Below are 25,383 nucleotides of genomic sequence, written 5' to 3'. Positions count from 1 at the left end.
GTTAGCGTATGACCATCCTAGTGACCGGGGGCGCAGGCTTCATTGGTTCGAACTTCGTGCTCGACTGGTTTGCCGCCAGCGACGAGCCGGTCGTCAACCTCGACAAGCTGACCTATGCCGGCAACCCGGCCAACCTGGCCGCCCTCGAAGGCGACCGGCGCCACCACTTCGTGCGCGGCGATATCGGCGACGCCGCACTGGTCGCGCGCCTGCTGCGCGAGCACCGGGTGCGCGCGGTGCTCAACTTCGCCGCCGAAAGCCATGTCGACCGCTCGATCGCCGGCCCGGCCGCCTTCATCGCGACCAATGTGACGGGCAGCTTCCAGCTGCTGGAAGCGGTGCGCGGATACTGGGCCGAGCTACCGCAGGACGAGCGCGCGTCTTTTCGCTTCCTGCATGTGTCCACCGACGAGGTCTACGGCTCGCTCGATCCCGGGGCACCGGCCTTTACCGAAGAACACCCCTACCAGCCGAACAGCCCTTACTCGGCCAGCAAGGCCGCCTCGGACCACCTGGTGCGCGCCTGGCACCATACCTATGGCTTGCCCGTGCTGACGACGAACTGCTCGAACAACTACGGGCCCTTCCACTTCCCGGAAAAACTGATCCCGCTGGTAATCCACAACGCCCTCGAAGGCAAGCCGCTGCCGGTATACGGCGACGGGCGCCAGGTGCGCGACTGGCTCTATGTGCGCGACCATTGCAGCGCGATCCGCCGCGTGCTCGACGCCGGCCGGGTAGGGGAGACCTATAACATCGGCGGCTGCAGCGAGATGGCGAACATCGACGTCGTCCACACCGTGTGCGCGATCCTCGACGAGCTGCGCCCACGCGCGGACGGCGCTTCGTACGCGGCCCAGGTGACGTTTGTGAAGGACCGTCCCGGCCACGACCGCCGCTATGCGATCGATGCGGGCAAGGTCGAGCGCGAACTCGGCTGGCGCCCGGCGGAGACCTTCGAATCCGGCATCCGCAAGACGGTCGCTTGGTACCTCGAACACGAAGACTGGGTCGCGAATGTTACCAGCGGCGCCTACCGCGAGTGGGTCTCCGGGCATTACAGGGAATGAAGATCCTCCTGTTCGGCAAGGATGGCCAGGTCGGCCGGGAGCTGGGACGTTCGCTGGCCCCGCTCGGCGAGCTGCGCGCACTCGGCCACCGTGACGCCGACCTGCTTGACCTCGATGCGCTGCGCGCTTGCGTGCGCGCCTTAGAGCCGGACATCATCGTCAATGCCGCCGCATACACGGCGGTCGACCGCGCCGAAACCGACGAAGCCCTGGCCCACCGCATCAATGCGCTGGCGCCCGGCCTGCTGGCCGAAGAAGCCGCGGCCTGCGGCGCCTGGCTGGTGCATTACTCGACCGACTACGTATTCGATGGACGCAAGCCGGGCACGTATATCGAAACCGATGCCGCCAATCCGCTGTCGGCTTATGGCCGCAGCAAATTCGAGGGCGAAGAGCGCGTCCGCGCCAGCGGCGCGCGTCACCTGATCCTGCGTACCGGCTGGGTATTCGGGCGGCACGGCGCCAATTTTCCGAAGACGATCCTGCGCCTGGCCCGGGAGCGCACGGGCTTCGACGTCGTCGCCGACCAGTCAGGGGCGCCGACCAGCGCGGAACTGCTGGCCGACGCCACCGCGCTGGCGCTGCAGCGCATCGCCTTGGCGGGTGACGCGGCGCCTTCGCTGTCGGGCACCTATCACCTGACGGCCGCCGGCCACACCACCTGGCACGCCTATGCAGTGCATGTTGTCGGGCAGGCGCTGGCACGCGGCGCCAGGCTGCAGGCCACGCGCGGGCGCATTGTGCCGGTCGCGGCAAGCGACTGGGGCGCTGCAGCCGCGCGTCCCGCCAATTCGCTGCTCGATACCGGCAAATTCCGCAACACCTTCGGCCTCGCGCTGCCGGACTGGCGCTACCATATCGACCGTTTGATCGCCGAACTGGCGGAGCAAGGAAACCCATGAAGCGTAAAGGCATTATCCTGGCAGGCGGCAGCGGCACCCGCCTGTACCCGGCCACCCTGGCGGTGTCGAAGCAGCTGATGCCGGTGTTCGACAAGCCGATGATCTATTACCCGCTCAGCACCCTGATGCTGGCCGGGATCCAGGAGATCCTCGTCATCTCGACCCCGCAGGACACCCCGCGCTTCGAGCAGCTGCTGGGCGACGGCTCGCGCTTCGGGCTGGACATCTCGTATGCGGTGCAGGCATCCCCGGACGGCATCGCCCAGGCCTATTTGATCGGTGCAGGCTTCCTGGCCGGCAGCCCGTCGGCGCTGGTCCTGGGCGACAACATCTTCTACGGCCACGACCTGTTCCAGATGCTGCACCGCGCAGCCGGCCGCGAGGATGCCAGCGTGTTCGCCTACCACGTGCAGGACCCGGAACGCTACGGCGTGGTGGAATTCGATGCCCAGGGCCGCGCCATCAGCCTGGAAGAAAAGCCGCGCGCCCCGCGCTCGAACTACGCGGTGACCGGCCTGTATTTCTACGACGGCGAGGCGGTCGAGATCGCGCGTGCGCTCACGCCGTCCGCACGCGGCGAGCTCGAGATCACGGACATGAACCGCACCTACATGGAACTGGGCCGGCTGCAGGTCGAGATCCTGCGCCGCGGCTATGCCTGGCTGGACACCGGCACCCACGAGTCCCTGCTCGACGCCAGCCATTTCATCGCCACCATCGAGCGGCGCCAGGGCCTCAAGGTGGCCTGCCCGGAAGAGATCGCGTACCGGCTGGGCTGGATCAGCGCCGCCCAGCTCGCCGAACTGGCCGCGCCGATGCAGAACAATGGCTACGGCCAGTACCTGATGCGCGTGCTCAGCGAGCCGAACCTCATCCCATGATTGCCACGCCTCAGCCGATCCCCGACGTGCTGCTGCTCGAGCCGCGCGTGTTCGGCGACGAGCGTGGTTTCTTCTTCGAGAGTTTCAATGCGCGCCGTTTCGAGGAGCTGCTGGGGCGCCCGGTGGAATTCGTGCAGGACAGCCATTCGAAGTCCGCGGCGAACGTCTTGCGCGGCCTGCATTATCAAATCCGGCACCCCCAGGGCAAGCTGGTGCGCGTGATCGCCGGCAGCGTGTTCGACGTGGCGGTGGACCTGCGGCGCAGCTCGCCGACCTTCGGCCAGTGGGTAGGCAATGTGCTGAGCGCGGAGAACAAGCGGCAGATGTGGATCCCGCCGGGCTTCGCGCATGGCTTCCTGGCGCTGGAGGAGGGGGCGGAGTTCGTTTACAAGTCGACTGATTATTATTTCCCGGAGCACGAGCGCTGCATTGCCTGGGACGATCCGCAGCTGGCGATCCGCTGGCCGCTGGCGGGTGCGCCATCCTTGTCGGACCGAGACAGGCACGGGACGCCGTTTGCGGTGGCGGAACTGGCCGGCTGACCGGGGAAGGCCGCAGCATCCGGGACATCCCATCAAGCATCCCGCTTTTTGTGCGTCCGGCACCGCACGTTTGCGGTGGCGCAAAGCGTCTACATGTTTCTGGCCTAGTGTAATGTGATCATTGACGCGTTTCACCCTGCTGTTAGCGAACTCAGGTAGAGCGGCGCTCACTACAATGCGGAGGGGCGACATGGCAGCGGATGTGTCGGACATCGTTGTGCAGGGTACGCCTTGATCGCCGGTCGCAGCGATGACGTCTGACGACAGCAACGATGAAGCTTCCAGCCCCGGCAACGAAAGCGGTGCGCCCCCTGGCGCACAGGGCAGGGTCTTCTTCAGTTACGCGCGCAGCGATGCCGAGTTCGTCCTCAAAATCGCCAGCTCACTGCGCGTGGACGGCGTCGAGCTATGGGTCGACCAGCTCGACATTCCGAAGGGCGCGCGCTGGGACCAATCGGTCGAAGGTGCGCTCAAGGGCTGTTCCTGCCTGGTGGTGGTGCTGTCGCCGGCCTCGGTCAATTCGTTCAACGTCCTCGATGAGGTGTATTACACCCTGGGCGAGGAAAAGCGGGTCGTCCCGATCCTGCTGCATCCGTGCGAAATTCCATTTCGCCTGAAGCGGATCCAGTACATCGACTTTACTGCCGGATACCAGCAGGGCTACGGGGAACTCCTTGCCACGCTGGCCAAGCGGTCAGCGCCTCGCACGCCGCCGCACGCGGCGCCGCCGCCACTACCGCCACCGCCACCGGCTGTACCTGAACCGGTGATCGATTCGATGGGCGCTGGAGCTGCGGTGGGGGGCTGGAATGAAGCCGGTCCGGGCCGGCGCGGGGGCAAGTGGCGCCACGTGGCGCTGGGTGGGGCGCTGATGTTTTTCTTCCTGTTGATCGTCGGGTTGGTGTCCGAATCGGGCAAGGTCGAACCGGAACAGAAAACCAGCCAGCAGGATCCCGCGCCCGCGGTGGAGCCGCCCACGGCCGGGCCGGTGCAGGCCAATCCCGGCGGCGAGGCTGCTGCCGGCACGCCGCCTGCCTCCGCGCCGCCTCCCGTCGGGGCCGCTTCCGACACTGGCCCGGCGAACACCAGCGAGCCGTCCACCACGCAGGCACAGGCCGATCCCGTCCCGCCCGCTGTTCCGGATGCGCCGCAGGCGCCTGCACTGCAGCTGATCAACATCGATGATCTCCAGCTGTTTCCTATCCGGTTCGTCATCGCCCATAACCGCCGCGACATCGGGCAGATCCTCGCGCTCTACGACGATGGAGTGGACTACCTCGACGTCGGACGGGGAGCACAGTTCGTGGCGAGGGACAAGCAGGACCTGTACAGAGCGTGGCCGAACATCCGCTTCCAAATAAGCAGTGAAATCGAACACGAATTCGCCGAGAACGGACAGGTTGCCTATCTTGCTTTTACGGTGGATATCACCGCCAGCAATGCTGAAACTGAACGCCAGGGGCGGGTGCGCGAAGTCCTGCAGTTGCGCAAGGTCGGCGGCGTGATAAAAATCACTGCCGAACGGCAAACGGTTCCTCCATGAGCACGGGTACAGGGATGGATGAGAAGCCGACACCGCCGTTCAGGCGGCAAGCCCGCAATGTCTGGGTGATGGCAGCGCGCGGTACCGGGCTACCCGACGATGCGGACCACAAGAAGCGCGTCCTTGGCGTGCTCGACCAGGTCATCCGCAGCTTCCTGCACGTGGCCTTGCAGCAAGGCGCGCAGTTGCGGCTCATCACCGGCGCCGCCGCCGACATCGATGCCAGCTCGGCAGAGATTGCAAAAAAATACGGGTGCGAACGGCATGTCCTGGCCCCGTCCTGGGTCGAGAGCGGCTTGCCTCCGGACCGTGTCGCACTGCTCATGGAAAATACCTGTGCCTCCCCGGATACCGCCGCGGACGCCGCCGACGAAGCCAAGCTTGGCTACGCGGATGCGATGGTGGTGCTCTGCCATGGCGCTCCGCTGAGCGATTACTCGGCGGAGCGCGACGGCATCCTGGTCGAAGCCATTTGCCGGCACATGCCGATCGTATGGATCGACATCAGTGCCGAGGACGCCGGCGGGATCCACATCCTCAGGCCCCGGGGACTCGACGAGTGGGCCGTCACCACCCTGGGCAAGGACGAGGAGCAGGTGCGGAGGATCGCCGACGACTTCGTCGACCAGGTCGAACCGGCCGCACTGGGAGCCAGGATGGAGGAACGGCTCGCTGTCTACTGGAATCTCGAGAAGACCGCGGCGATCGATGCGATGCTGCGGCTCCGCTACGGCGATCCCGGCCGGCGCGCAACCTGGCACGGCATGTTTTACACACTGTTCCTCACGCTGTTCGGCAATTGGAAGGTCAAGTTTTTCAGCCCGGTGCAAGAGCAGCGCGGGCCGGCCAAACTGGTGGAGCAGAGCCGGTTGCGCGCAGCGACCTGGGAATGGTTCGACCGGATCGACCGTGCGGCGACCTATGCGGCGTACAGCCATCGCGACCAGGTCGTGGTAGTCAACCTGGCGGCCAGCCTGGCGGTATTCGCCGCGGTGGCGGGACAAGTTTGGCTGTCCTGGACTGCCTGGCCGCTGCTCGAGTTGCTGCTGGTGGCGCTGATCGGCTTGACGGTCTATGGTAATCGTCACCGGCAAATGACCAATCACGACCGGTGGGTCCATTTCCGCCAGTCGGCGGAAGCCTTACGCTTGAGCGCGCTATTACATCCACTGCTCGCCAGCCTGCCGCTGCTGCATCGCGGAGTCTGGAAATACGACGCCACCCACAGGCCGCAGCCGGTGCTCGACAAGCCCTTCCACTGGCTGGTGATCCAGCTGCTGCGCGACGCGGGCATACCGGGCGAGGAGGGCCGGCATTGTGTCAAGACGCGGTTTCCCGACCTCGTGGACAGCCTCGATGCCTTGATCGAGGACCAGAAAACCTATCACCAACGCAGCAGGGGCCGCTACGAGCAGACCCACCACCGTCTGCGCGACGCGATCGCATGCGTATTCTGCGTGGTGGTGCTGTGGGTGGGCTTTCACATGATCATGGAATACTGCCATGCACCGCCCAGCATCCTGCGTCCCAACTGCGCCTTGCTGCCGACGGATATGCTCCATGGGGCGCGCTGGCCGCTTTTCCTGACCGCATTTCTCCCGGCGCTTGCCGCCGCCATGCACGGGATTGCGTCCAAGGCGGAATTGCAGCGCCTCGCCAAGAATTCGGGACGCATGTGCCAGCGGCTGGACATGCTGCAGCGCCTGATCCAAGGGGTGCGCGGCAGTGGCGATCCGCTGGCCCTGCGCGCCCTTGCCGTGCAAGCCGCCGCGACCATGTATGCCGAGCACGATGCATGGGCCGAGCTGATGGCCGACCAGCCGCTCGAGCTGGTATGAGCGCGTTCGACATCGCCAGCCAGCCGGGGGCCTTCCTCGCCGTGAAGCGCCCGCTGCCGGTTACCGTCGAGTTCGCCGGGCGGGACGGCAGGGTCACGACCCGTGAGGGCGAGGTGCGCTACCAGGCCGGGGATGCCATATTGTCAGGCATTGAAAAAGAGCGCTGGCCGGTCCCGCGGGCACGCTTTTTCGCCTCCTACGATCCGGTCGCGCCACTGCAGGCGGGTGATAACGGCTCGTATGTCAAACGCCACAAGGCAGTATGGGCCTGGCGCAGCAGCGCGAGCATCGAGATTGAATTGTCCGGCGGGCGCGGCACCCTGCGCGCGGACGCTGGCGACGTCATCATCGATTATGGCGACTGCGACCTGGCCGTGGTGACGGCGTCGATTTTCGAGAGCAGCTACCAGCGCGCGCAGGAGCGTGAAGGGCCGCGGGGCTGCGGCAGCCAGGCCCGGGACGAGCCCGGGTGAGAGAATTTATTGCCGTCTCGACAATTGTCTGTCCCCGTCCAACTTACTGCTGAGTAGCTTCCACGCACATAACAGCAAATAGAGGGCCTTTCCCACCCTGTTTCGCTTCTAGCCGTACGGCAACACCTGCGATAATCCTGTTCTTGGTAGTAATTAACAGGAGCAGTGGATGTCGGAAGACAGCGATGCAGAGAAGACCGAACCAGCGTCACCCAGGAGGCTCGAGAAAGCCCGTGAGGATGGCGACGTTCCCCGCTCGCGCGAACTGGCTACCTTCACCGTCCTGATGACCGCCGGCGCCGGCCTGTACGCGACCGGCGGCACCCTTGCCGGCAAGCTCGGCGAGACCCTGCATTCCGGCCTGTCACTGAGCCGCGAGCAGGTCTACAACCCGAATATCCTGATCGAACGCATCACGAACGACCTCGTGGGCGTCCTGATCGCCTGTCTGCCGCTCGCCGGCCTGATCATGCTGGTCGCGCTGGCCTCGCCGCTCTTGATTGGCGGCTGGCTGTTCTCGTCCAAGGCGTTCATGCCGAATTTCATGAAGCTGAACCCGATCAAAGGCATCGGCAACATGTTCTCCACCAATGCACTGATCGAGCTGCTCAAGGCCATCGCCAAGACCGTGGTGGTCGGATCCGTGGCCTGGGTCGTCATCATGGGCCAGAAGGAAGCGGTGCTCGGCCTGGCGGTCGAGCCGCTGAATGCCGGCAGCGCCCACGTGGGCGAGCTGATGGGCAAAGCCTTCCTGTTCATCGTCGGCGCGCTGGGCGTGATCGCGGCCATCGACGGCCCATGGCAGCTGTGGCACTACAACGACAAGCTCAAGATGACGCGCCAGGAAATGATCCAGGAATCCAAGGAATCGGACGGCAATCCGCAGATGAAGGGCAGGATTCGCCAGCTCCAGCGCGAAATGGCACGCGGCCGCATGATGCAGAATGTGCCTACTGCTGATGTGATCGTCACTAACCCGACCCACTATGCGGTAGCGCTGAAGTATGCCGATGGCCAGAAGGGCGCGCCGCGCGTGGTGGCCAAGGGTATCGACGATGTCGCCGCCAAGATCCGCGAACTCGGCGCCGAGCACAAGGTGACCCTGCTGGAAGCCCCGGCCCTGGCCCGTGCGTTATACAAGCACACCGACATCGACGAAGAGATCCCGGAAAAGCTGTTCTCGGCCGTTGCCGAAGTGCTGGCCTATGTCTACCAGCTGCGCGCCTACAAGACTGGCGATGGCGATTACCCGGATCGACCGACCAGACTGGCGGTGCCGGCAGAGATGGACCCGAACGATCCGGCCTACAAGGGTCCGGGCAGCCTCAATAACGGAGCAACGCACTAATGAACAGCATCAGACTGCCAGCATGGATGAACGGCCTCGGCGCCAGGGGCGGCAACGCGCTGGCCGCGCCGCTGCTCATCATCGTCCTGCTGGCGATGATGATCCTGCCGCTGCCGGCCTTCATCCTCGATGTGTTCTTCAGCTTTAACATCGCGCTGTCGGTCATCGTCCTGCTGACTGCGCTGTACACGGTCAAGCCGCTCGATTTCATGGCCTTCCCGGCCATCCTGCTGGTCTCCACGATGTTGCGCCTGTCGCTCAACGTGGCCTCGACTCGTATCGTGCTGACCGAAGGCCATACCGGTGGCGCCGCCGCCGGCAAGGTCATCGAGGCCTTTGGCCACTTCCTGATCGGCGGTAACTACACGGTCGGTATCGTGGTGTTCGTCATCCTGACCATCATTAACTTCTCGGTGGTGACCAAGGGTGCGGGCCGTATCGCCGAAGTCGGCGCGCGCTTTGCCCTGGACGCGATGCCGGGCAAGCAGATGGCGATCGACGCCGACCTGAATGCGGGCCTGATCGGCGAAGCCGACGCCCGCAAGCGCCGCAGCGAAGTGTCCCAGGAAGCGGAATTCTACGGCGCGATGGACGGTGCCTCGAAGTACGTCAAGGGTGACGCCGTCGCCGGCATCATGATCACCGTCATCAACATTGTCGGTGGCCTGATCATCGGTATGGTGCAGCACGACATGGCCTTCGGCAAAGCGGCCGAGGTCTACACCCTGCTGGCCATCGGTGACGGCCTGGTGGCCCAGCTGCCGTCGCTGATCATCTCGATCGCGGCCGGTATGGTGGTCTCGCGCGTGGCCAACGACGACGATATCAGCACCCAGCTCACCACCCAGCTGTTCGCCCGCCCGGAAGCCCTGTACATCACCGGCGGCATCATCCTGGCGCTGGGCCTGATCCCGGGCATGCCGAACCTGGTGTTCCTGCTGCTGGGCGGCGCCCTGGTCGGCGGCGGCTATATGATCGCCAAGCGCCGCAAGGAGGCGCCGGCCCAGGAAGCGGCCGCGGCAGCCGAGGCAGCTGCTGCCGGCGCCGCCGGCGGTGCAGCGGCGCCAAGCGAATCGGAAGAAGCGACCTGGCAGGACGTCATGGCGGTAGACACCCTCGGCCTGGAAGTGGGCTACCGCCTGATCCCGCTGGTCGACAAGACCCAGGGCGGCGAGCTGCTCAAGCGTATCAAGGGCATCCGCAAGAAATTCGCCCAGGAAGTCGGCTTCCTGGCGCCGCCGGTGCACATCCGCGACAACCTGGAACTCAAGCCCTCGGCCTACCGCATCACGCTCAAGGGCGTGGAAGTGGGCACCGGCGAGGCGATGAACGGCCAGTTCCTGGCGATCAACCCGGGCATGGCCAGCGGCACGCTGCCCGGCATCGTGACGGTCGACCCGGCTTTCGGCCTGCCGGCCACCTGGATCGACGCCACCCTGCGCGACGAAGCGCAGAGCATGGGCTATACCGTGGTCGACGCCGGCACCGTGGTGGCAACCCACCTGAACCACCTGATCACGACCCACGCCTCGGAGCTGCTGGGCCGCATGGAAGTGCAGGCGCTGCTCGACCACCTGGGCAAGGAAACCCCGAAGCTGGTGGAAGACCTGGTGCCGAAGGTCGTCTCGCTGTCGACCCTGCAGAAAGTGCTGCAGAACCTGCTGCAGGAAGGCGTCCACATCCGCGACATGCGCACCATCATCGAGGCGCTGTCGGAATATGCGACGCAGACGCAAGACCCGAACGAGCTGACCGCGATGGTGCGGGTGGCGCTGGGCCGCGCCATCGTGCAGCAGCTGTTCCCGGGCATGAACGAGCTGTCGGTCATGACCCTCGACAACCGCCTCGAGCGGCTGCTGATGCAGGCCATGGGCACGGGCGGCGAGGGCGCCGGCATCGAACCGGGCCTGGCCGACACCATCGCCCAGCAGGCGGCGAATGCGGCCCAGCAGCAGGAAGAGCTTGGCCTCTCCCCGGTGCTGCTGGTGCCGGCGCCACTGCGCGTGCTGTTGTCGCGTTTCCTGCGCCGCGCGGTGCCGCAGCTGAAGGTGCTGTCGCATAACGAGATTCCGGAGACCAAGACGATTCGGGTGACCAGTTTGGTGGGTGTGCCGATGTGATTTTGTAGGGTGGGCGGGGTAATTCCGGGCAGTGCCCGGAATTACGCCCACGCGGTCCACGGTTGTCGACACCGCCGCGGCATATCCACGTCCACCTATCACCGCGTGGGCGGGAGAACCCGCCCACCCTACAAATCTGCGATGCCATTTGAAATAGACCCTTTTCCCCTTCCTTCTCCCCCGATGGTTTCCGCACGGCATCGCCAATAATGTGACCTATGGACGGGCGGTTTCGCCTGCAGCAGACATAGAACAAACAAGCGAAGTGCGGAGAACAACGATGAACGTGAAGAAATTTACAGCGGCTACCTCCCGTGACGCCTTGCGCAAGGTGCGCGAGGCGCTCGGCCCTGACGCAGTCATCCTCTCCAACCGCCCGGTCGACGGCGTGGTCGAGATCCTGGCGCTGGACAACGACGACGTCGCTTCGCTGTCCGCCCCGAGCATCGAAGAATCAACGCCGCAGTTTGGCGCCTTCGACAACGATTTCGACCCGGAACCGGCCTTCGCCCGCGCCCCGGCCGCCTTCGCTCCTGCCTTTACCGCCCCTGAACCACGCCAGCCCGCACCGCGCGCCACCGCACCGCAGCCGCAGATGGACCCGTTCGCCGGCCAGCCAAGCGTGGCCCGGCCCTATGTGGAACGCCGCGCAGCGCCGGCCGCCGAAGAAATCCCGCCGACCTATGCCAACCGCCGCGCCCCGGCCCAGGAAGCCACGATCGACATGGCTGCCATGAGCTCGATGATGAGCGCCGCCATTGCCCAGGCCAAGGAATCGGCCACGCTTGAAATGAGCGGCATGATGAGCGAGATCCGCGCCATGCGCGGCATGATGGAAACCCAGCTGGCCGAGCTGTCGTGGAACGCCAGCTCGCAGCGCGAGCCGCAGAAGAACGCCGTGCTGCGCGAGATGCTGGCTGCCGGTTTCTCTGCGACGCTGGCGCGCTACCTGATCGACAAGATGCCGGCCACCAAGGATGCCGCCGAAGCGCTGCGCTGGATCAAGACCGTGCTGGCCCGTAACCTGACCACCATCGCCAACGAAGACGACCTGCTGTCGCGTGGCGGCGTGTTCGCCCTGGTCGGCCCGACCGGCGTCGGCAAGACCACCACCACCGCAAAATTAGCAGCGCGCTGCGTGATGCGTCACGGCGCCGACAAGCTGGCCCTGATCACCACCGATGCCTACCGTATCGGCGGCCACGAGCAGCTGCGCATCTACGGCAAGATCCTGGGCGTGATGGTGCACTCGGTGAAGGATGAAGCCGACCTGCGCATCGCACTGAAAGAACTCAAGAACAAGCACACCGTGCTGATCGACACCATCGGCATGTCGCAGCGCGACCAGATGGTGACGGAACAAGTGGCCATGCTGAGCGAATCCGGCGCCGACGTGAAGCGCCTGCTGTGCCTGAACGCGACCTCGACCAACGAGACCCTGAACGAAGTGGTGCGCGCCTACCAGGGCAGCGGCCTGGCCGGCTGCATCATGACCAAGCTCGACGAAGCCGCCGCGATCGGCAACGTGCTCGACGTCGTCATCCGCCAGAAGCTGAACCTGCACTACATCTCGAACGGCCAGCGCGTGCCGGAAGACCTGCACCTGGCCGACCGCGCCATGCTGGTCGACCGTGCCTTCCGCAGCAAGGGCGCCGGCAACGGCTTCTCCGATGCCGACCTGCCGCTGATGATGGCCGCCGCCGGCGCCAATGCGGGCAACCTGCACAACGACCGCAGCCTGCGCGAGGTGTCCCTTGGCTAGTTTCGATTTCGACCAGGCCGAAGGCCTGCGCCGGATGCTGCAGGGCCCGCGCCCGCGCATCGTCACCTTCCTTTCCGCCACCCCCGAAGACGACAAGGGCGCCATGCTGGTCAACCTGGGCGCCTCGCTGGCCCAGACCGGCAATGACGTGCTGATCGTCGACGCCTGCGATCGCGAATATGGCGTGGCCCGCCGCCTCGGCATCAGCCGCGCGGCCTCGCTGGCCAATGTGGCGCGCCAGGAATGCGGACTGAACCAGGTGCTGCACGCGGTGCCGCAGGGCTTCTCGGTGGCCTCGCTCGGCACCTCGCAGCGCGCCGAAGATACGCGCCGCCTGGCCAAGACTTTCGACGTGCTGGTCAAGCAGGCCGGCATCGTGATGGTGGACGCCGAACTCGGCCAGGACGGCGAATTGCCGCTGCCGCTGATGGCCAGTTCCGAGATCGTGGTGCAGGTCGGCACCTCGGCCGCCTCGATCACGAATGCCTACGCATTGATCAAGCATTTGTCGCACCAGCTCGGCCGCCGTCCCTTCGGCATCCTGGTTACCGGTGCGACAGAGGCGGAAGCCAAGGTTGTATACGATAATATGTCTACTGCGGCAACACGCTACCTGGCAGTGACGCTGAACTCGATGGGCTCGGTACCGGCCGACGAATACCTGCAGCGCGCCGCACGCCTTGGCCGCGCCGTGGTCGATGCCTTCCCGCTTGCGGGTGCATCGGTTGCCTTCCGCCAGCTGGCGGGCAAGTTCGCGCTGCACGCGATGGGCCGGGGAGGCAGCGCACATTTCGGGTCCTGACTGTAGAGAAGAAGAGAAGACAGCTAAAGCATGTATACGGTCAAAGGCATAACGGACAAGAACCATTTACTGACGGAGCACATGCCGTTGGTGAAGCGTCTTGCCCACCACATGAAGGCCAAGCTGCCGCCTTCGGTGGAAGTGGACGACCTGGTACAGGCGGGCATGATCGGCCTGCTCGATGCGATCAACCGCTACGAAGACAACCACGGCGCCCAGTTCGAGACCTATGCGGTGCTGCGTATCCGCGGCGCCATGCTCGACGAACTGCGCAGCAGCGACTGGATGCCGCGCAGCACCCGCCAGAACATGCGCAAGGTCGAAGCCGCGATGGAAGCGCTGCAGCAGCGCCTGGGGCGCCCGGCCAGCGAATCCGAAATCGCCAAGTCGCTCAAGATGTCGCTCGAGGACTACCAGGACATCCTGGGCGACGGCGGCGGCCACCAGCTGCTGTATTACGAAGATTTCCATGACGACGACGGCGACGGCAGCGCCGGCTTCCTCGACCGCTATGCGGTGGACGATGCCGACCCGCTGCGCGCGCTGCTCGATACCGACTTCCGCCAGGCCGTCATCGACGCCATCGACAAGCTGCCGCCGCGCGAGAAGATGCTGATGGGCCTCTACTACGAGGAAGAACTCAATTTGAAGGAGATCGGCGCGGTCATGGGCGTGAGCGAATCGCGCGTCTCGCAGTTGCACACCCAGGCGGTGGCGCGGCTGCGCGCAGCACTCAAGGAGCAGTTATGGACTGGGCCAGCGTAGCCGGACTGGTGCTCGCGCTGGCGGGCATCCTGGTCGGCCACACCCTCGACGGCGGCAAGTTCGCCTCGCTGGTCCAGCCGGCCGCCTTCGCCATCGTGGTGGTCGGCACCTTCGGTGCGGTGCTGCTGCAAAGCGAAACCCGCAGCTTCGTGAACGGCATGCGCATGCTGCGCTGGGTGTTCTTCCCGCCGAAGTCCGGCCGCGACAAGCTCTCGCGCGAGATCGCGCTGTGGAGTTTAACGGCGCGCCGCGACGGCCTGCTGTCGCTCGAACAGTACATGGCGACGCCCGACAAATTCATCCAGAAGGGCTTGCGCCTGGTGGTGGACGGGATCAACCCCGATAAAATCCGTAGCCTGCTGGAGAGCGAAATCAGCGCCTACGAATTCGCCCAGCGCCAGGCTGCGCGCATCTGGGAATCGGCCGCCGGCTATTCGCCGACCATCGGCATTTTGGGTGCGGTGCTGGGCCTGATCCACGTGATGGAAAATTTGTCGGATCCGTCGCGCTTGGGTTCCGGTATCGCGGTGGCCTTCGTCTCCACCGTGTACGGCGTGGGGCTGGCCAATTTGTTTTTCTACCCGGTCGGGAACAAGCTGAAAGCCATCGTCACCGACAAGGTGACCCAGTACGAGATTCTCGCCGAAGTCTTCCACGACCTCGCCAGCGGCGACCACACGCGCGTGGTCGACGAGCGGGTGGCCAGCCTGCTGATGCGCCACTAAGCCCTCGACCATGGCGCGCAAACGCTACGACGATCATTCCGCCTCCGGCGAGCACCACGAGCGCTGGCTGATTTCCTACGCCGACTTCATCACGCTGCTGTTCGCGTTCTTCGTGGTGATGTACGCGATTTCCATCGTCAACGAAGGCAAGTACGCGGTGCTGTCCGAATCGCTGGGCGACGCCTTCGGCGGACGCACCATGGCGCCGCAGGCTGCCACCAGCGTCGAGCCGGTGCTGCCGCTGTCGCATATCGTCAACCGCAAGCGCCTGGAGGCCGCGCGGCGCGAGCGCCAGCGTATGGATACCCTGGCCAGGGACTTGTCGGCGACCCTCCTGCCGCTGGTGAAATCGGGGCAGGTGAGGGTGACGCAGAATGCGCGCGGCATCAGCGTCGAGATCAATGCCAGCGTGCTGTTCGACCAGGGCGAGGTCGAGCTGCAGTCCGAAGCGCGTGAGGTGCTGGGCCAGGTCGCGGGGCTGCTGAAGAACGCACCGCAACAGATCGAGGTCGAGGGCCATACCGACAATCTGCCGATCGCAACAAAGCAGTTTGCGTCGAACTGGGAACTGTCTGCGGTGCGCGCGGCCAGCGTGGTGCGCCTGTTCATCGAGGGCGGCGTGCAAGAGGCGCGGCTGGCCGCGATCGGGCATGGCTCGACGCGGCCGGTGGCGCGCAACGACAGCCCGGTCAACCAGGCGCGCAACCGGCGCGTTGCCGTGATGATCCTGGCGTCGACGCCGGAGCCGCTGCCCGCGGGCCTGCAATAGGCGGGTGAAATAAAATAACGTTTTTGCCGTCTGTTTGAAATATTCTTTCAAGGAGCACGAATGCATGTCAAACGAATCCTTCCGCTGCTCTTCCTCACGCTCGGTGGCCTGGTGAGCGCCGTCGGCGCGGTGGAAAAAGACGCGACTGTCCGCCATCAACTCGAAGTCGAGACCACGGAAGGCAAGGTGCGGGTGCGCCTGACGGTCGAGAACCATGGCGAGAGCACGATCTACGTGCCGCGCGAAGTGGCCGCCGGGGACGAGCTGACCGGCCGCCGCTTCGAGGTGCTGGACAAGGCCGGCAAGCCGCTCGACTACACCGGCATGATGGTCAAGCGCGGTGCGCTCACGGCGCAGGATTACCACCCGGTCGCGCCGCACACGATGCACATGAACACCATCGACATCACGCCGGCCTATGCATTCAAGAAGGGGAAGGGCAGCTACGAGATCCGCTACGACGGGCCGTGGCTGGCCGATGTGGGGAAGCTGGATGCGGTGACGCACAGCCCGGCGGTGCCGGTGCGGTTCAGTTTCAGCCGCTGACAGGAGAATTGCCGCACACCGTAGGGTGGGCAAGTTCCTTGCCCACGCGTTCAACCAGCTCATGAATAAACGATACCTTTGCTCATGCACGGTTTGAACGCGTGGGCAGAATCTGCCCACCCTACGATGCGCGCCGGATCAGCCCCAAACGATCCGCGACGGATCAGCTCCAAACGATCCGCGACGGATCAGCCCCAAACGATCCGCGACGGATCAGCTCCAAACGATCCGCGACGGATCAGCCCCAAACGATCCGCGACGGATCAGCCCCAAACGATCCGCGACGGATCAGACCAAAACGGTCCGCGACGAATCAGTCCCAAACGCTCAGGACCGACCAGATCCGAACGATCCGCGACGGATCAAATCCAAACGATCATGTTGGATCTGCCCAAACGTTCAAGACGGATCCGCCCCAAACGCTTAGTTCAACGCCGGGGTGTTTTCGGCGAAGTACTCGTGCGAGTCAGCATTGTCCACGGCCTGCGCCGGGTTGCTGATCGCCAAGCTTGCTGCGCCCGACTGGCCATACACGTGGTCATCGGTACCGGCCACCACGTTGAAGTGGCTCATTTCGTGCACCAGCGTGCCGCCCTTCGAGTCGGTACCGGTCATCGGCGCGGTCCAGAAGGCCTTGCAGACCCAGATCTTGTACGGCTGGGTCGGGTACACGTAGGCGTAGTAGTTCTGGTTGCACCCGCAATCGACCACCACCGGCTTGTTCGCGAACGCATCCTTGATCTTGGCAAAGTTCGCCTTCACGGTCGCAACGCGGGTGGCGTTGTTGGCGCCGAACCACTTGGTGTAGCGGGTGCCGATGGCGCCGGCCTGCATGTAGGCGTCGCTGTTGTTGGCCATGGTCGAGCCGGCCGCCAGTGCCGAGGCGATCGTGGTCTGCTGCGAGGTGGTGCACTTGCTGTAGCTGACGCTGGCCGCGGACGGCTGGGCAGCGGCGGCCTTCATCGCTTCGATGTCTAGCATCACCTGCGATTTCTGGCCGCGCGCCACGCGCCCGTCGATCCACACCGAAGCCGGCGCCGAGACCAGCGAGCCATTGTCGGCGCTGGCCGAGTCGGCATCGGCGGCAGCGGCGGCGCCCGAACGGCCATTGGCCGCCGGCGTTGCCAGGAACAGCTGCGGCGAGGCCTGCTTGTAGCTGATCTGGTAGTCGCCGCTCACGCTCATGTCGTACAGGCTTGAGAGCTCGACCTTGACGGTGTGCGAGGCGCCTGGCTTGAGCACGAAGTAGTCGGCTGCGGTGGGCGCGCCGCGCTTGATGTGGGCGCCGAGGTAAGGCACTGGCTGGCCGTCGCGCTTGACGTCGAACAGTGCTTCTTCGATGCCGTTGAACGGCGTGCGCGACTTGAGGATGTACTGCGGCGTGCTGGACGCGTTGGTGAAGGTGACCTTCACCACCACGTCGTCTTCCTTGCCCAGCGCGTTCTTGTCGGGCACGACGCTGACCGTCACGCCCTTGGGCGCCGCGACCGCGCCACATGCCACCATCAGCGCCGCCGCGCCTACTGCCGATTTCAAGATGCCGTTCCAGCTCATATTCATTTCTCCGTATGAAAAATAGTTATGTGGCCTTACCTCAGCCTTATTGAGTTACTCCGGTGATATGGAATTAACTCAAGTGAATAATCACGGAATGATGAGTATGTGTAAAGTTGATTCGCGTCGAACGTGACAATTTTTGTGGAAAGTCAACAAGTGACAAAATCTTCAATCGTGCGCTGGGAATTCGTATGTACAAGTGCTAGAAATTAATATTCTCTTACTGTAGTGGCGGCGAATTCTCCCCGAAATATTCGTGCGAATCCGCATTGTTCGCCGCACGCGCCGGGTCGTTGCGCGCCAGGTCCGACGCGCCGGATTGCCCGTACACATGGTCGTCGGTGGCGGCCACCACGTTGAAGTGGCTCAGCTCGTGCAGCAGGGTGCCGCCACGCGAATCGGTGCCGGTCAGCGGCGCCGTCCAGAAGGCCTTGCAGACATAGATCGTGTAGGGCTGGGCCGGGTAGACATAGGCGAAGTAGGAGGCGGTGCAGCCGCAGTCGATTTTTAACGGCTTGGTCTCGAAGGCGTCGCGGATCGCCGCGAAGTTCCTGGTCACTGCCGCGCCGCGCTCGGGATCGATGGCGCCGAACCAGGTGCCGTAGCGTGCGCCGTAGGCTTTGCCGGCGCTCAGGTAAGCGTGGCTGTCGACCGTCATCGCACGGCTCGCATCGACGGCAGCCACGAGTTGCTCCTGCTGGGCATTCGAACACTTGCTGAATTCCAGTCCGCTGCCGGTGGCGGCCTGCTTGGCCGGCCCCCTTGCGCCGCGCGGCAGCCGCCCTTCGATCCAGATCCCGGCCGTGTTCGAGGCCAGCGCGCCCGTCATCTGGCGCACGCTGGCGCTGCCGAACAGGCCGGCGGCAGCGGTGCGGTAGCGCAGCGTGTAGGCGCCGGTCACGTTCATCTCGTACAGCGCCGACAGCTCGACGGTCGTCGAGATCGAGGCGCCCGGCTCCAGCCGGACGTAGTCGTTCGGGCCCGGCGCCGACCGCTTGGCTTCGATGCCGAGGTAGCGCACCGGCTGGCCATCACGCTGCACGTCGAACAGCGGCGCTTCCACGCCCTCGACCGGGGTATGCCATTTCAGGATGAACTGCGGCGCCAGCCCATGGTTGGACAGCGTGACCTCGACCCGCACGTCGTCGCTGCGGGCGAAATTCTGGCGCACGGGTGTGATGGTGACGCTCACGTCCTGGGCCAGGGCAGGGGCGGCAGCGAGGCCAAGCAACAGGAAAAGGGGAAGGCGGCGTAGCATGGCAGGCTCCTCGGCAGGATGGGATTCGTCCTACTGTGCTGCCGCCATCGAGCCCATGTCTTGCGCTATCCCAAGACTTTATTGACCGTCGGCAACAAAACCACACTCGCAATATGGTGTATTCACAACAGCTGTGATAATTCGTGATTATTCACTCGATTCTCGCAGCGTCGATTGCTATGATGCAATGACACTATCCCAGCATAAATATTGCCTGACCCGCTGCAGGTTCCTCATGAGCTCAATTTTCGTCGATCCCCACCTGCAGAACCAGAATTACCTCGAACAGGTGATCGATGCCATGCCCGCCGGCCTGGTGATGGTCGATGCCGCGCTGCGCGCCTGCTCGATGAACCGCATGATGGCCGACCTGCTCGGCGTGCCGGACGATTTGCTGCTCGAGCAGGAACTGGCGCTGGACGACCTGATCGCCTGCCCGGAACTGGCGCGCCACGCGGCCGAGGCGCTGGCTTCCGGCACGCCGCAAGACAACGTGCTGGTGACGCTCGACGGCCGCGCCGACGGCGTGCGCTATGTCGACTTCAACATCCGCCGCACCCGCAAGGACGGCAGCTACATGCTGCTGCTGATCGGCCAGGACATCACCTTCCGCCGCAAGGCGCGCCTGCGCCTGCAGGAGAGCGAGGAATTCTTCCGGCTCACCTTCAGCCAGGCCGCGGTGGGCATCGTGCTGCTGGGCGCCGACGGGCGCGTGCTTCGCACCAACAGCAAGATGTCGCAAATCCTCGGCTATACCGAGATCGAGCTGCTGCAGCGCTTTTTCCAGCAGCTCACCTGCGCGGAAGACATGGCGGAAGAACAGGCGCTGATGACACGCCTGAAGCTCGGCCAGATCAGCGACTACCAGTTGGAAAAACGCCTGCTGCGGCGCGACGGCGCCCGCGTCTGGGTCAGCGTGAACGTCTCGTCGATGCGCGACGTGAACGGCAGCCAGCGCTTCATCTGCGTCATCAACGACATCCAGCGCCAGAAACAGGCCGAGGAAGCGCTGCTGCGCATGGCCAACCACGACGCCCTGACCGGCCTGCCGAACCGGGTCCTGATGCAGGACCGCCTGGGCCAGGCCATCATGCATGCGCACCGGGCAGGGCGGCAGGTGGCGGTGATGTTCATCGACCTCGACCGCTTCAAGCACGTGAACGACAGCCTCGGGCACGACGCCGGCGATGGCCTGATCGTCGAGATCGCGCGCCGCCTGTCGAACAGCCTGCGCGAGAGCGACACCGTGGCGCGCCAGGGCGGCGACGAATTCGTGGTGGTGCTGCCCGACCTGGCGGGGCAGGAAGACGCGGCCCGGGTCGCGCGCAAGCTGCTGGACAACCTGTTCCAGCCGACCACGCTGTGCGGCCAGGAAGTCTTCCCGTCGGGCAGTATCGGCATCGCCATGTACCCGCGCGACGGCGAGGACAGCGCCACCCTGCTTAAATGCGCCGACAGCGCCATGTATGGGTCAAAAGGGCAGGGCGGCAACCATTATTCGTTCTACACCGCCGAGATGGGCGCCCAGGCGGTCGAACACCTGCGCATGGAAGGCGCCCTGCAGCGCGCCCTGCAGCGCCAGGAATTCCTGCTGCACTACCAGCCGGTGGTCGACATCGGCAGCGGCGTGGTCACCGGCGTCGAAGCGCTGCTGCGCTGGCAGCCGCAAGACCGCGCCATGGTGTCGCCCGCCGACTTCATCCCGCTGGCCGAGGAAACCGGCCTGATCGTGCCGATCGGCGAATGGGTGCTGCTGACGGCCATGGAGCAGCAGGTGGCCTGGCGCCAGTCCGGCTTGCCCCCGGTGCGGATCAGTGTGAACCTGTCGGCGCGCCAGTTCCTGGGCCAGGACGTGGCCCAGTGCGTGGCCGGGCTGCTGGCGCGCACCGGTTGCGACCCAGGCTACCTGACCCTGGAGATCACCGAGAGCGTGCTGATGGAAAACCCGATCGCCGCCGCCGAGACCATGGGCCGGCTGGCCGCCATGGGCGTGCAGCTGGCGATCGACGATTTCGGCACCGGCTATTCGAGCCTGGCCAGCCTGAAGCGCTTCCCGATCCACAGCCTCAAGATCGACCGCTCCTTCGTGATGGACCTGACCCAGGACGCCGACGACGCCGCCATCGTCAACGCGGTAATCGCGCTGGCGCACTCGATGAAGCTGAACGTGATTGCGGAAGGGGTCGAGACGGGCGAGCAACTGGCCTATCTGTCGAAGCAGGGCTGCGACCAGATGCAGGGCTACCACTTCAGCCGGCCGGTGGAGCCGGGGCGGATCGAGGCCATGTTGCGGGCGGGGCGGGGCTGAGCACCCGCCCAGGCCGCACGCGCGTCCGTGCTCCGGCGTGCTCACGTATAATCGCCCACCGCCCCAATTTTCTCGCTCCCATGAATCATCCTGGTGCCCTGCCTTTGCCTGTAGCCATGTCGTTTCTCGATAACACAGGCGACATCGGCGAACTGATTGCCCGTTTCGACTGGTCGGCGACCTCGCTGGGCCCCATCGAGTCCTGGCCGCAAAGCGTGAAAAGCACGGTCTCGCTGATCCTGCATTCCACCTTCCCGATCGCCACCATGTGGGGCGAGGCCGGCGTCATGATCTACAACGGTGGCTATGCCGAGATCGCGGGCGACAAGCATCCGGCGCTGCTGGGCATCGACGTTCGCGCCGCGTGGCCGGAAGCGCGCGACTTCAACGACGAGGTCATGCGCGTTTGCCTGAGCGGCAAGACCCTGCATTACGCCGGCCAGGAGCTCACGCTGAACCGCAACGGCCGCGACGAGCAGATCTGGTTCGACCTGGATTATTCGCCCATCATTGGCGAAGCCCACCTGCCGGTCGGCGTCATGGCGATGGTGGCCGACATTTCGGACAAGGTGCGCGTGGAGCGCTTCCTGCAGGGCGAACGGACGCGCCTGCAAGCCATGTTCAACCAGGCGCCCGGCTTCATGGCCATGCTCGAAGGACCGCAGCACCGTTTCGTGCAGGTCAACGAGGCCTACCGCGAGCTGGTGGGTTTCCGCGATGTTATGGGCAAAACCATCGCCGAGGCCCTGCCGGAAGCGGTCGAGCAGGGCTTCGCGGCCCTGCTCGACAGCCTGTACGCGAGCGGCGAGGCGTTCTCGGGCGTCGCGACGCCGTTTGCCACCGTTGCGACCGACCATGCGCCCGCGAAGGAAGTATTTGTCGACTTCGTCTACCAGCCGGTGCGTGACGAGCATGGCGCCGTGTACGGCATTTTTGTCCAGGGCGCGGATGTCACCGACCGCGTGGTGGCGGAACAGTCCATGCGGGCCAGCGAAACGCTGTTCCGCACCCTGGCCCAGGCCTTGCCGAACCAGGTCTGGTCGGCGCCGCCGGACGGCCTGCTGGACTGGTTCAACGACCGCGTCTACAGCTATTCCGGCCACCAGCCCGGCCAGCTGGACGCAGGGCGCTGGGCCGAGCTGGTCCATCCCGACGACATCGGAACCGCAGTGGCCGCGTGGAGCCAGGCCCTGGCCACCGGCAGCACCTACGAAATCGAATTCCGCCTGCGCGACCGCGAGGGCAACTACCGCTGGCACCTGGGCCGCGCCTTGCCGGTGCGCGACGAGGCCGGCGCCATTACGCGCTGGGTCGGCACCAATACCGACATCGAAGACCAGAAGGCCGCGGCCCACGCGCTCGCCACGCTCAACGACAACCTGGCCGCACAGGTCAGCCAGCGCACCGCGGAGCGTGACCGCATCTGGCGGCTCTCGACCGAACTGATGCTGGTGGCCGATTTCAGCTCGACGATCGTGGCCGTCAATCCGGCGTTCACCACGGTCCTGGGATGGACGGAAGCGGACCTGGTCGGCACCGCTTTCCTGTCCCTCGTCCATCCTGAGGACTTGGACGCGACCCTGCGCGAGGTCGCCGGCCTGAGCGAGGGGCGCACCACCTTCACCTTCGAGAACCGCTACCGCCACCGCGACGGCAGCTACCGCATCCTGGCCTGGTCGGCCTCGCCCGATGCCGGCTTCATCCACGCGGTAGCGCGCGATGTCACGGCCGAGCGCGAAGCGGCCGCCGCCATGCGCCGGACCGAGCAGGCCTTGCAGCAATCGCAAAAGATGGAGACCATCGGCAAGCTCACCGGCGGCGTCGCGCACGATTTCAATAACCTGCTGCAAGTCATCGCCGGCAACCTGCAACTGCTCGGCACGGACGTGGCCAGCAATCCCCGCGCGCAGCGCCGCATCGACAACGCCATGGGGGGCGTGCTGCGCGGCGCCAAGCTGGCCAGCCAGCTGCTCGCCTTCGGCCGGCGCCAGGCGCTGGAGCCGAAGGTGGTGCGTATCGGCCGTAACGTGGCTGCCATGGACGACATGCTCAGGCGCGCGCTGGGCGAGGCGATCGAGACCGAAACCGTGATCCAGGCCGGCCTGTGGAATGCCTTCGTCGATATTTCGCAGGTCGAGAACGCCATCCTCAACCTGTGCATCAATGCGCGCGACGCCATGGACGGCGCCGGCAAGCTGACGATCGAGGTCGGTAACGCCCAGCTCGACGATCACTACGCCGAAACGCACCCGGAAGTCACGCCGGGCCAGTACGTGATGATTGCCGTCAGCGACACCGGCAGCGGCATGCCGCCTGACGTCGTTGCGCAGGCGTTCGAACCCTTCTTCTCGACCAAGGCCGAAGGAAAGGGCAGCGGGCTGGGGCTTTCGATGGTATACGGCTTCGCCAAGCAGTCCGGTGGCCATGTCAAGATCTATAGCGAGATGGGTTTCGGCACCACCGTCAAGATGTATTTGCCCCGTTCCCTGGAGGCCGAGGACGCGCTGGCCCCGGTCGACCTGCGCGAGCCCAAGGGCGGCACGGAAACCATCCTGGTTGCCGAAGACGACGAGGGCGTGCGCGAAACCGTGGTCGACATGCTGGGCGAGCTGGGCTACCGTGTGCTGAAAGCACCCGACGCCGCCAGTGCGATGGCGATCGTCTCGAGCGGCATCCCGATCGACCTGCTATTCACCGACGTCGTGATGCCGGGACCCTTGCGCAGTCCCGACCTGGCGCGCAAGGCGCGCGAAGCCATTCCCAACCTGGCCGTGCTGTTCACATCGGGCTATACCGAAAACGCGATCGTCCACGGCGGGCGCCTCGACGCCGGGGTCGAACTGCTGGGCAAGCCCTATACCCGCGCCGCGCTGGCTTCCAAGATCCGCCACGTGCTGGCCAACCGCGACCAGCGCGCCGGTTCGGTGCGCGACCTGGCCCAGGCCCGGTCGCAAGCCGCCGCCTCAGCCAAGGCAATGGCCGCCCTGAGGATCGTGCTGGTCGAAGACGACGAGTCGCTGCGCACCACCACGACGGAATTGCTGGAGCTGCTCGGCTACATGGTCTCCAGCGCGGCCAGCGGCGAGGCGGCGCTGGCGCTGCCCGCGCTGGCCGTAGCCGATATCCTGATGACGGACCTGGAGCTGCCGGGCATGTCCGGGGAGGAACTCGCCCAGGCTGCGCGCAGGCAGGCTCCCGGGCTGGGAGTGGTGTTCGCCTCCGGCCGTAGCAGCACGAGCGGCCTGGAGCGGTCGGCCGTGCTTGGCAAGCCGTACGACGTCGGTGCGCTGACGGAGGTGCTGGCCAGCGTCGCAGCGACGCCAGGGCGCTGAACCGTCATCGGCACGGGGCATTGATAACGATGGTCGCGAGCCCGCATGGCGGGTTCGCGGCTCCATGTTCAGGCGGACAAGCCTTTCTGCAACAAATCCGCCACCAGCGCGTTCATGTCGACGCCGCGCTCTGTCGCCTGCGCCTGCAGCTGCTGCACCAGTTCGCTGTTGAGCTTGACGGCAAACGGCACCAGTCCCAGCGCGCGTTCACGCTCGCGCTGTTCGCGGCGATCAAGCCCAGGCGTGCTGGCCGCGCCGAAGGCGCCACCCTTCGGGCCCATCTGGTTCATCAGTTTCTTGGCGTCGCTCTTTGCCAGGTCGGTCTTTTTCATTGTTTTCCTTAATTTTATCGAGAGCGAATTCTACCTGCGAAAGCGCTCGACGGACCGCTGCATGCAGTGTGGGCGCCTGACCGCAACACTCGCGCATGGCCTTCGCCGTTCCAGGTTTGTCCCGGAGCCATACATCAATCTATGTAAATTTTCGATTGGTTCGAGTCTGTCTCGTGAACGCAGGTATCTAACAAGGGCGAATCAGCATCTACCAGGGGCCGCCATGAGATATAGCCTGGACTACCCGACAGACCGCCGGTCCGATTTCCGCACGTCGCTGCTGATCGATGCGGCAATCAATGCGGCGAGTTCGCATGATGTGTTCTCCGCCGCGGAAGAACTTCTTGACCAGCACACACCACCCGATGTGATCATCCGCGTATTAACACGACCAACCAGGCGCCGCCTGTATCCCGAATCGACCCTGCCTGGCTCATCGACCGATTCGTCGTGACGGAATGACTCATTCCTGGAAGCGTGACTTCAACCTGGGATGCAATAGACGTAAGA

21 protein-coding genes are annotated in these 25,383 nt (G+C 65.0%); 18 read left to right on the top strand and 3 right to left on the bottom strand.

Annotation, left to right across the window (positions count from 1 at the left end; genetic code table 11):
- Positions 1 to 8 precede the first annotated feature (8 nt).
- The 15 genes from rfbB to HGB41_RS06535 all read left to right on the top strand — a co-directional run bounded on the left by rfbB (position 9) and on the right by HGB41_RS06535 (position 16,086).
- Positions 9 to 1,070, top strand: a complete 1,062-nt coding sequence (gene rfbB, locus HGB41_RS06605) for a dTDP-glucose 4,6-dehydratase (protein ID WP_171082448.1) — start codon at positions 9 to 11, stop codon at positions 1,068 to 1,070.
- On the top strand, positions 1,067 to 1,972 hold the full coding sequence (rfbD, locus tag HGB41_RS06600; protein WP_171082446.1) for a dTDP-4-dehydrorhamnose reductase: 906 nt from the start codon (positions 1,067 to 1,069) through the stop codon (positions 1,970 to 1,972). The genes rfbB and rfbD overlap by 4 nt, the downstream gene beginning before the upstream one ends.
- Complete coding sequence (gene rfbA, locus HGB41_RS06595) at positions 1,969 to 2,853, top strand: glucose-1-phosphate thymidylyltransferase RfbA (RefSeq protein ID WP_171082444.1); 885 nt, start codon at positions 1,969 to 1,971, stop codon at positions 2,851 to 2,853. The genes rfbD and rfbA overlap by 4 nt, the downstream gene beginning before the upstream one ends.
- Positions 2,850 to 3,395: a dTDP-4-dehydrorhamnose 3,5-epimerase gene (gene rfbC, locus HGB41_RS06590; protein ID WP_171082442.1), complete on the top strand. Its 546-nt coding sequence runs from the start codon at positions 2,850 to 2,852 to the stop codon at positions 3,393 to 3,395. The genes rfbA and rfbC overlap by 4 nt, the downstream gene beginning before the upstream one ends.
- Before the next feature lie 250 nt (positions 3,396 to 3,645).
- Entirely contained in the window at positions 3,646 to 4,938 is a 1,293-nt protein-coding gene (locus HGB41_RS06585; protein WP_171082440.1) for a TIR domain-containing protein, read from the top strand.
- A 14-nt stretch (positions 4,939 to 4,952) separates the two neighbouring features.
- Positions 4,953 to 6,776 carry a hypothetical protein gene (locus tag HGB41_RS06580; RefSeq protein ID WP_171082438.1) on the top strand — a complete coding sequence of 608 codons (1,824 nt, stop codon included), beginning with the start codon at positions 4,953 to 4,955 and terminating at the stop codon, positions 6,774 to 6,776.
- Positions 6,773 to 7,249 (top strand): PGDYG domain-containing protein, encoded by a 477-nt coding sequence (locus HGB41_RS06575; RefSeq protein WP_171082436.1) that lies wholly within the window; start codon positions 6,773 to 6,775, stop codon positions 7,247 to 7,249. Before HGB41_RS06580 ends, HGB41_RS06575 begins: the two co-directional genes overlap by 4 nt.
- Before the next feature lie 169 nt (positions 7,250 to 7,418).
- Complete coding sequence (gene flhB, locus HGB41_RS06570; RefSeq protein ID WP_171082434.1) at positions 7,419 to 8,597, top strand: flagellar biosynthesis protein FlhB; 1,179 nt, start codon at positions 7,419 to 7,421, stop codon at positions 8,595 to 8,597.
- Positions 8,597 to 10,717 carry a flagellar biosynthesis protein FlhA gene (gene flhA, locus HGB41_RS06565; protein ID WP_171082431.1) on the top strand — a complete coding sequence of 707 codons (2,121 nt, stop codon included), beginning with the start codon at positions 8,597 to 8,599 and terminating at the stop codon, positions 10,715 to 10,717. Before flhB ends, flhA begins: the two co-directional genes overlap by 1 nt.
- Positions 10,718 to 10,997: 280 nt before the next feature.
- Entirely contained in the window at positions 10,998 to 12,479 is a 1,482-nt protein-coding gene (flhF, locus tag HGB41_RS06560) for a flagellar biosynthesis GTPase FlhF (RefSeq protein ID WP_171082429.1), read from the top strand.
- Positions 12,472 to 13,281, top strand: a complete 810-nt coding sequence (locus HGB41_RS06555) for a MinD/ParA family ATP-binding protein (protein ID WP_171082427.1) — start codon at positions 12,472 to 12,474, stop codon at positions 13,279 to 13,281. The genes flhF and HGB41_RS06555 overlap by 8 nt, the downstream gene beginning before the upstream one ends.
- A gap of 30 nt (positions 13,282 to 13,311) precedes the next feature.
- On the top strand, positions 13,312 to 14,046 hold the full coding sequence (locus HGB41_RS06550) for an RNA polymerase sigma factor FliA (protein WP_171082425.1): 735 nt from the start codon (positions 13,312 to 13,314) through the stop codon (positions 14,044 to 14,046).
- Entirely contained in the window at positions 14,028 to 14,771 is a 744-nt protein-coding gene (locus tag HGB41_RS06545) for a flagellar motor protein (protein ID WP_171082422.1), read from the top strand. Before HGB41_RS06550 ends, HGB41_RS06545 begins: the two co-directional genes overlap by 19 nt.
- Before the next feature lie 10 nt (positions 14,772 to 14,781).
- A complete protein-coding gene (gene motD, locus HGB41_RS06540; RefSeq protein WP_171082420.1) occupies positions 14,782 to 15,540 on the top strand; it encodes a flagellar motor protein MotD in 759 nt (252 codons plus the stop codon).
- A gap of 60 nt (positions 15,541 to 15,600) precedes the next feature.
- Complete coding sequence (locus HGB41_RS06535; protein ID WP_171082418.1) at positions 15,601 to 16,086, top strand: hypothetical protein; 486 nt, start codon at positions 15,601 to 15,603, stop codon at positions 16,084 to 16,086.
- 423 nt (positions 16,087 to 16,509) lie between these two features.
- Here HGB41_RS06535 and HGB41_RS06530 read toward each other — a convergent pair whose 3' ends face one another.
- Together HGB41_RS06530 and HGB41_RS06525 are read right to left on the bottom strand one after the other, a co-directional pair.
- On the bottom strand, positions 16,510 to 17,622 hold the full coding sequence (locus HGB41_RS06530; RefSeq protein WP_308788923.1) for a M35 family metalloendopeptidase: 1,113 nt from the start codon (positions 17,620 to 17,622) through the stop codon (positions 16,510 to 16,512).
- Positions 17,623 to 17,863: 241 nt separating this feature from the next.
- Positions 17,864 to 18,901, bottom strand: a complete 1,038-nt coding sequence (locus HGB41_RS06525) for a M35 family metalloendopeptidase (RefSeq protein ID WP_171082416.1) — start codon at positions 18,899 to 18,901, stop codon at positions 17,864 to 17,866.
- Between the two features lie 235 nt (positions 18,902 to 19,136).
- Here HGB41_RS06525 and HGB41_RS06520 point away from each other — a divergent pair, with 235 nt between their 5' ends.
- Positions 19,137 to 21,209, top strand: a complete 2,073-nt coding sequence (locus tag HGB41_RS06520; RefSeq protein ID WP_229422857.1) for a putative bifunctional diguanylate cyclase/phosphodiesterase — start codon at positions 19,137 to 19,139, stop codon at positions 21,207 to 21,209.
- Between the two features lie 116 nt (positions 21,210 to 21,325).
- Positions 21,326 to 24,541 (top strand): PAS domain S-box protein, encoded by a 3,216-nt coding sequence (locus HGB41_RS06515; protein ID WP_171082412.1) that lies wholly within the window; start codon positions 21,326 to 21,328, stop codon positions 24,539 to 24,541.
- 68 nt (positions 24,542 to 24,609) lie between these two features.
- On the opposite strand, the gene HGB41_RS06510 is transcribed toward HGB41_RS06515, so the two are convergent.
- The gene (locus HGB41_RS06510; RefSeq protein WP_171082410.1) at positions 24,610 to 24,873 is read right to left on the bottom strand and encodes a hypothetical protein; all 264 of its coding nucleotides are present in this window, start codon (positions 24,871 to 24,873) and stop codon (positions 24,610 to 24,612) included.
- A gap of 223 nt (positions 24,874 to 25,096) precedes the next feature.
- Here HGB41_RS06510 and HGB41_RS06505 point away from each other — a divergent pair, with 223 nt between their 5' ends.
- Positions 25,097 to 25,327, top strand: coding sequence for a hypothetical protein (locus HGB41_RS06505; protein ID WP_171082407.1), 231 nt, complete (start codon positions 25,097 to 25,099; stop codon positions 25,325 to 25,327).
- Positions 25,328 to 25,383: the final 56 nt, after the last annotated feature.

This window comes from Telluria aromaticivorans, assembly GCF_013003915.1.
Taxonomy (GTDB): domain Bacteria; phylum Pseudomonadota; class Gammaproteobacteria; order Burkholderiales; family Burkholderiaceae_D; genus Telluria; species Telluria aromaticivorans.
Note: the sequence above shows the minus strand (reverse complement) of the source record. Positions and strands in the feature narration are given on the sequence as shown.

Coding starts and splice junctions, on each gene's coding strand:
- HGB41_RS06575 (WP_171082436.1), top strand. CDS start 6,773: ATGAGCGCGTTCGACATCGCCAGCCAGCCGGGGGCCTTCCTCGCCGTG.
- flhB (WP_171082434.1), top strand. CDS start 7,419: ATGTCGGAAGACAGCGATGCAGAGAAGACCGAACCAGCGTCACCCAGG.
- rfbC (WP_171082442.1), top strand. CDS start 2,850: ATGATTGCCACGCCTCAGCCGATCCCCGACGTGCTGCTGCTCGAGCCG.
- flhA (WP_171082431.1), top strand. CDS start 8,597: ATGAACAGCATCAGACTGCCAGCATGGATGAACGGCCTCGGCGCCAGG.
- HGB41_RS06580 (WP_171082438.1), top strand. CDS start 4,953: ATGGATGAGAAGCCGACACCGCCGTTCAGGCGGCAAGCCCGCAATGTC.
- motD (WP_171082420.1), top strand. CDS start 14,782: ATGGCGCGCAAACGCTACGACGATCATTCCGCCTCCGGCGAGCACCAC.
- HGB41_RS06505 (WP_171082407.1), top strand. CDS start 25,097: ATGAGATATAGCCTGGACTACCCGACAGACCGCCGGTCCGATTTCCGC.
- rfbB (WP_171082448.1), top strand. CDS start 9: ATGACCATCCTAGTGACCGGGGGCGCAGGCTTCATTGGTTCGAACTTC.
- HGB41_RS06510 (WP_171082410.1), bottom strand. CDS start 24,873: ATGAAAAAGACCGACCTGGCAAAGAGCGACGCCAAGAAACTGATGAAC.
- flhF (WP_171082429.1), top strand. CDS start 10,998: ATGAACGTGAAGAAATTTACAGCGGCTACCTCCCGTGACGCCTTGCGC.
- rfbA (WP_171082444.1), top strand. CDS start 1,969: ATGAAGCGTAAAGGCATTATCCTGGCAGGCGGCAGCGGCACCCGCCTG.
- rfbD (WP_171082446.1), top strand. CDS start 1,067: ATGAAGATCCTCCTGTTCGGCAAGGATGGCCAGGTCGGCCGGGAGCTG.
- HGB41_RS06585 (WP_171082440.1), top strand. CDS start 3,646: ATGACGTCTGACGACAGCAACGATGAAGCTTCCAGCCCCGGCAACGAA.
- HGB41_RS06525 (WP_171082416.1), bottom strand. CDS start 18,901: ATGCTACGCCGCCTTCCCCTTTTCCTGTTGCTTGGCCTCGCTGCCGCC.
- HGB41_RS06545 (WP_171082422.1), top strand. CDS start 14,028: ATGGACTGGGCCAGCGTAGCCGGACTGGTGCTCGCGCTGGCGGGCATC.
- HGB41_RS06515 (WP_171082412.1), top strand. CDS start 21,326: ATGTCGTTTCTCGATAACACAGGCGACATCGGCGAACTGATTGCCCGT.
- HGB41_RS06535 (WP_171082418.1), top strand. CDS start 15,601: ATGCATGTCAAACGAATCCTTCCGCTGCTCTTCCTCACGCTCGGTGGC.
- HGB41_RS06550 (WP_171082425.1), top strand. CDS start 13,312: ATGTATACGGTCAAAGGCATAACGGACAAGAACCATTTACTGACGGAG.
- HGB41_RS06520 (WP_229422857.1), top strand. CDS start 19,137: ATGAGCTCAATTTTCGTCGATCCCCACCTGCAGAACCAGAATTACCTC.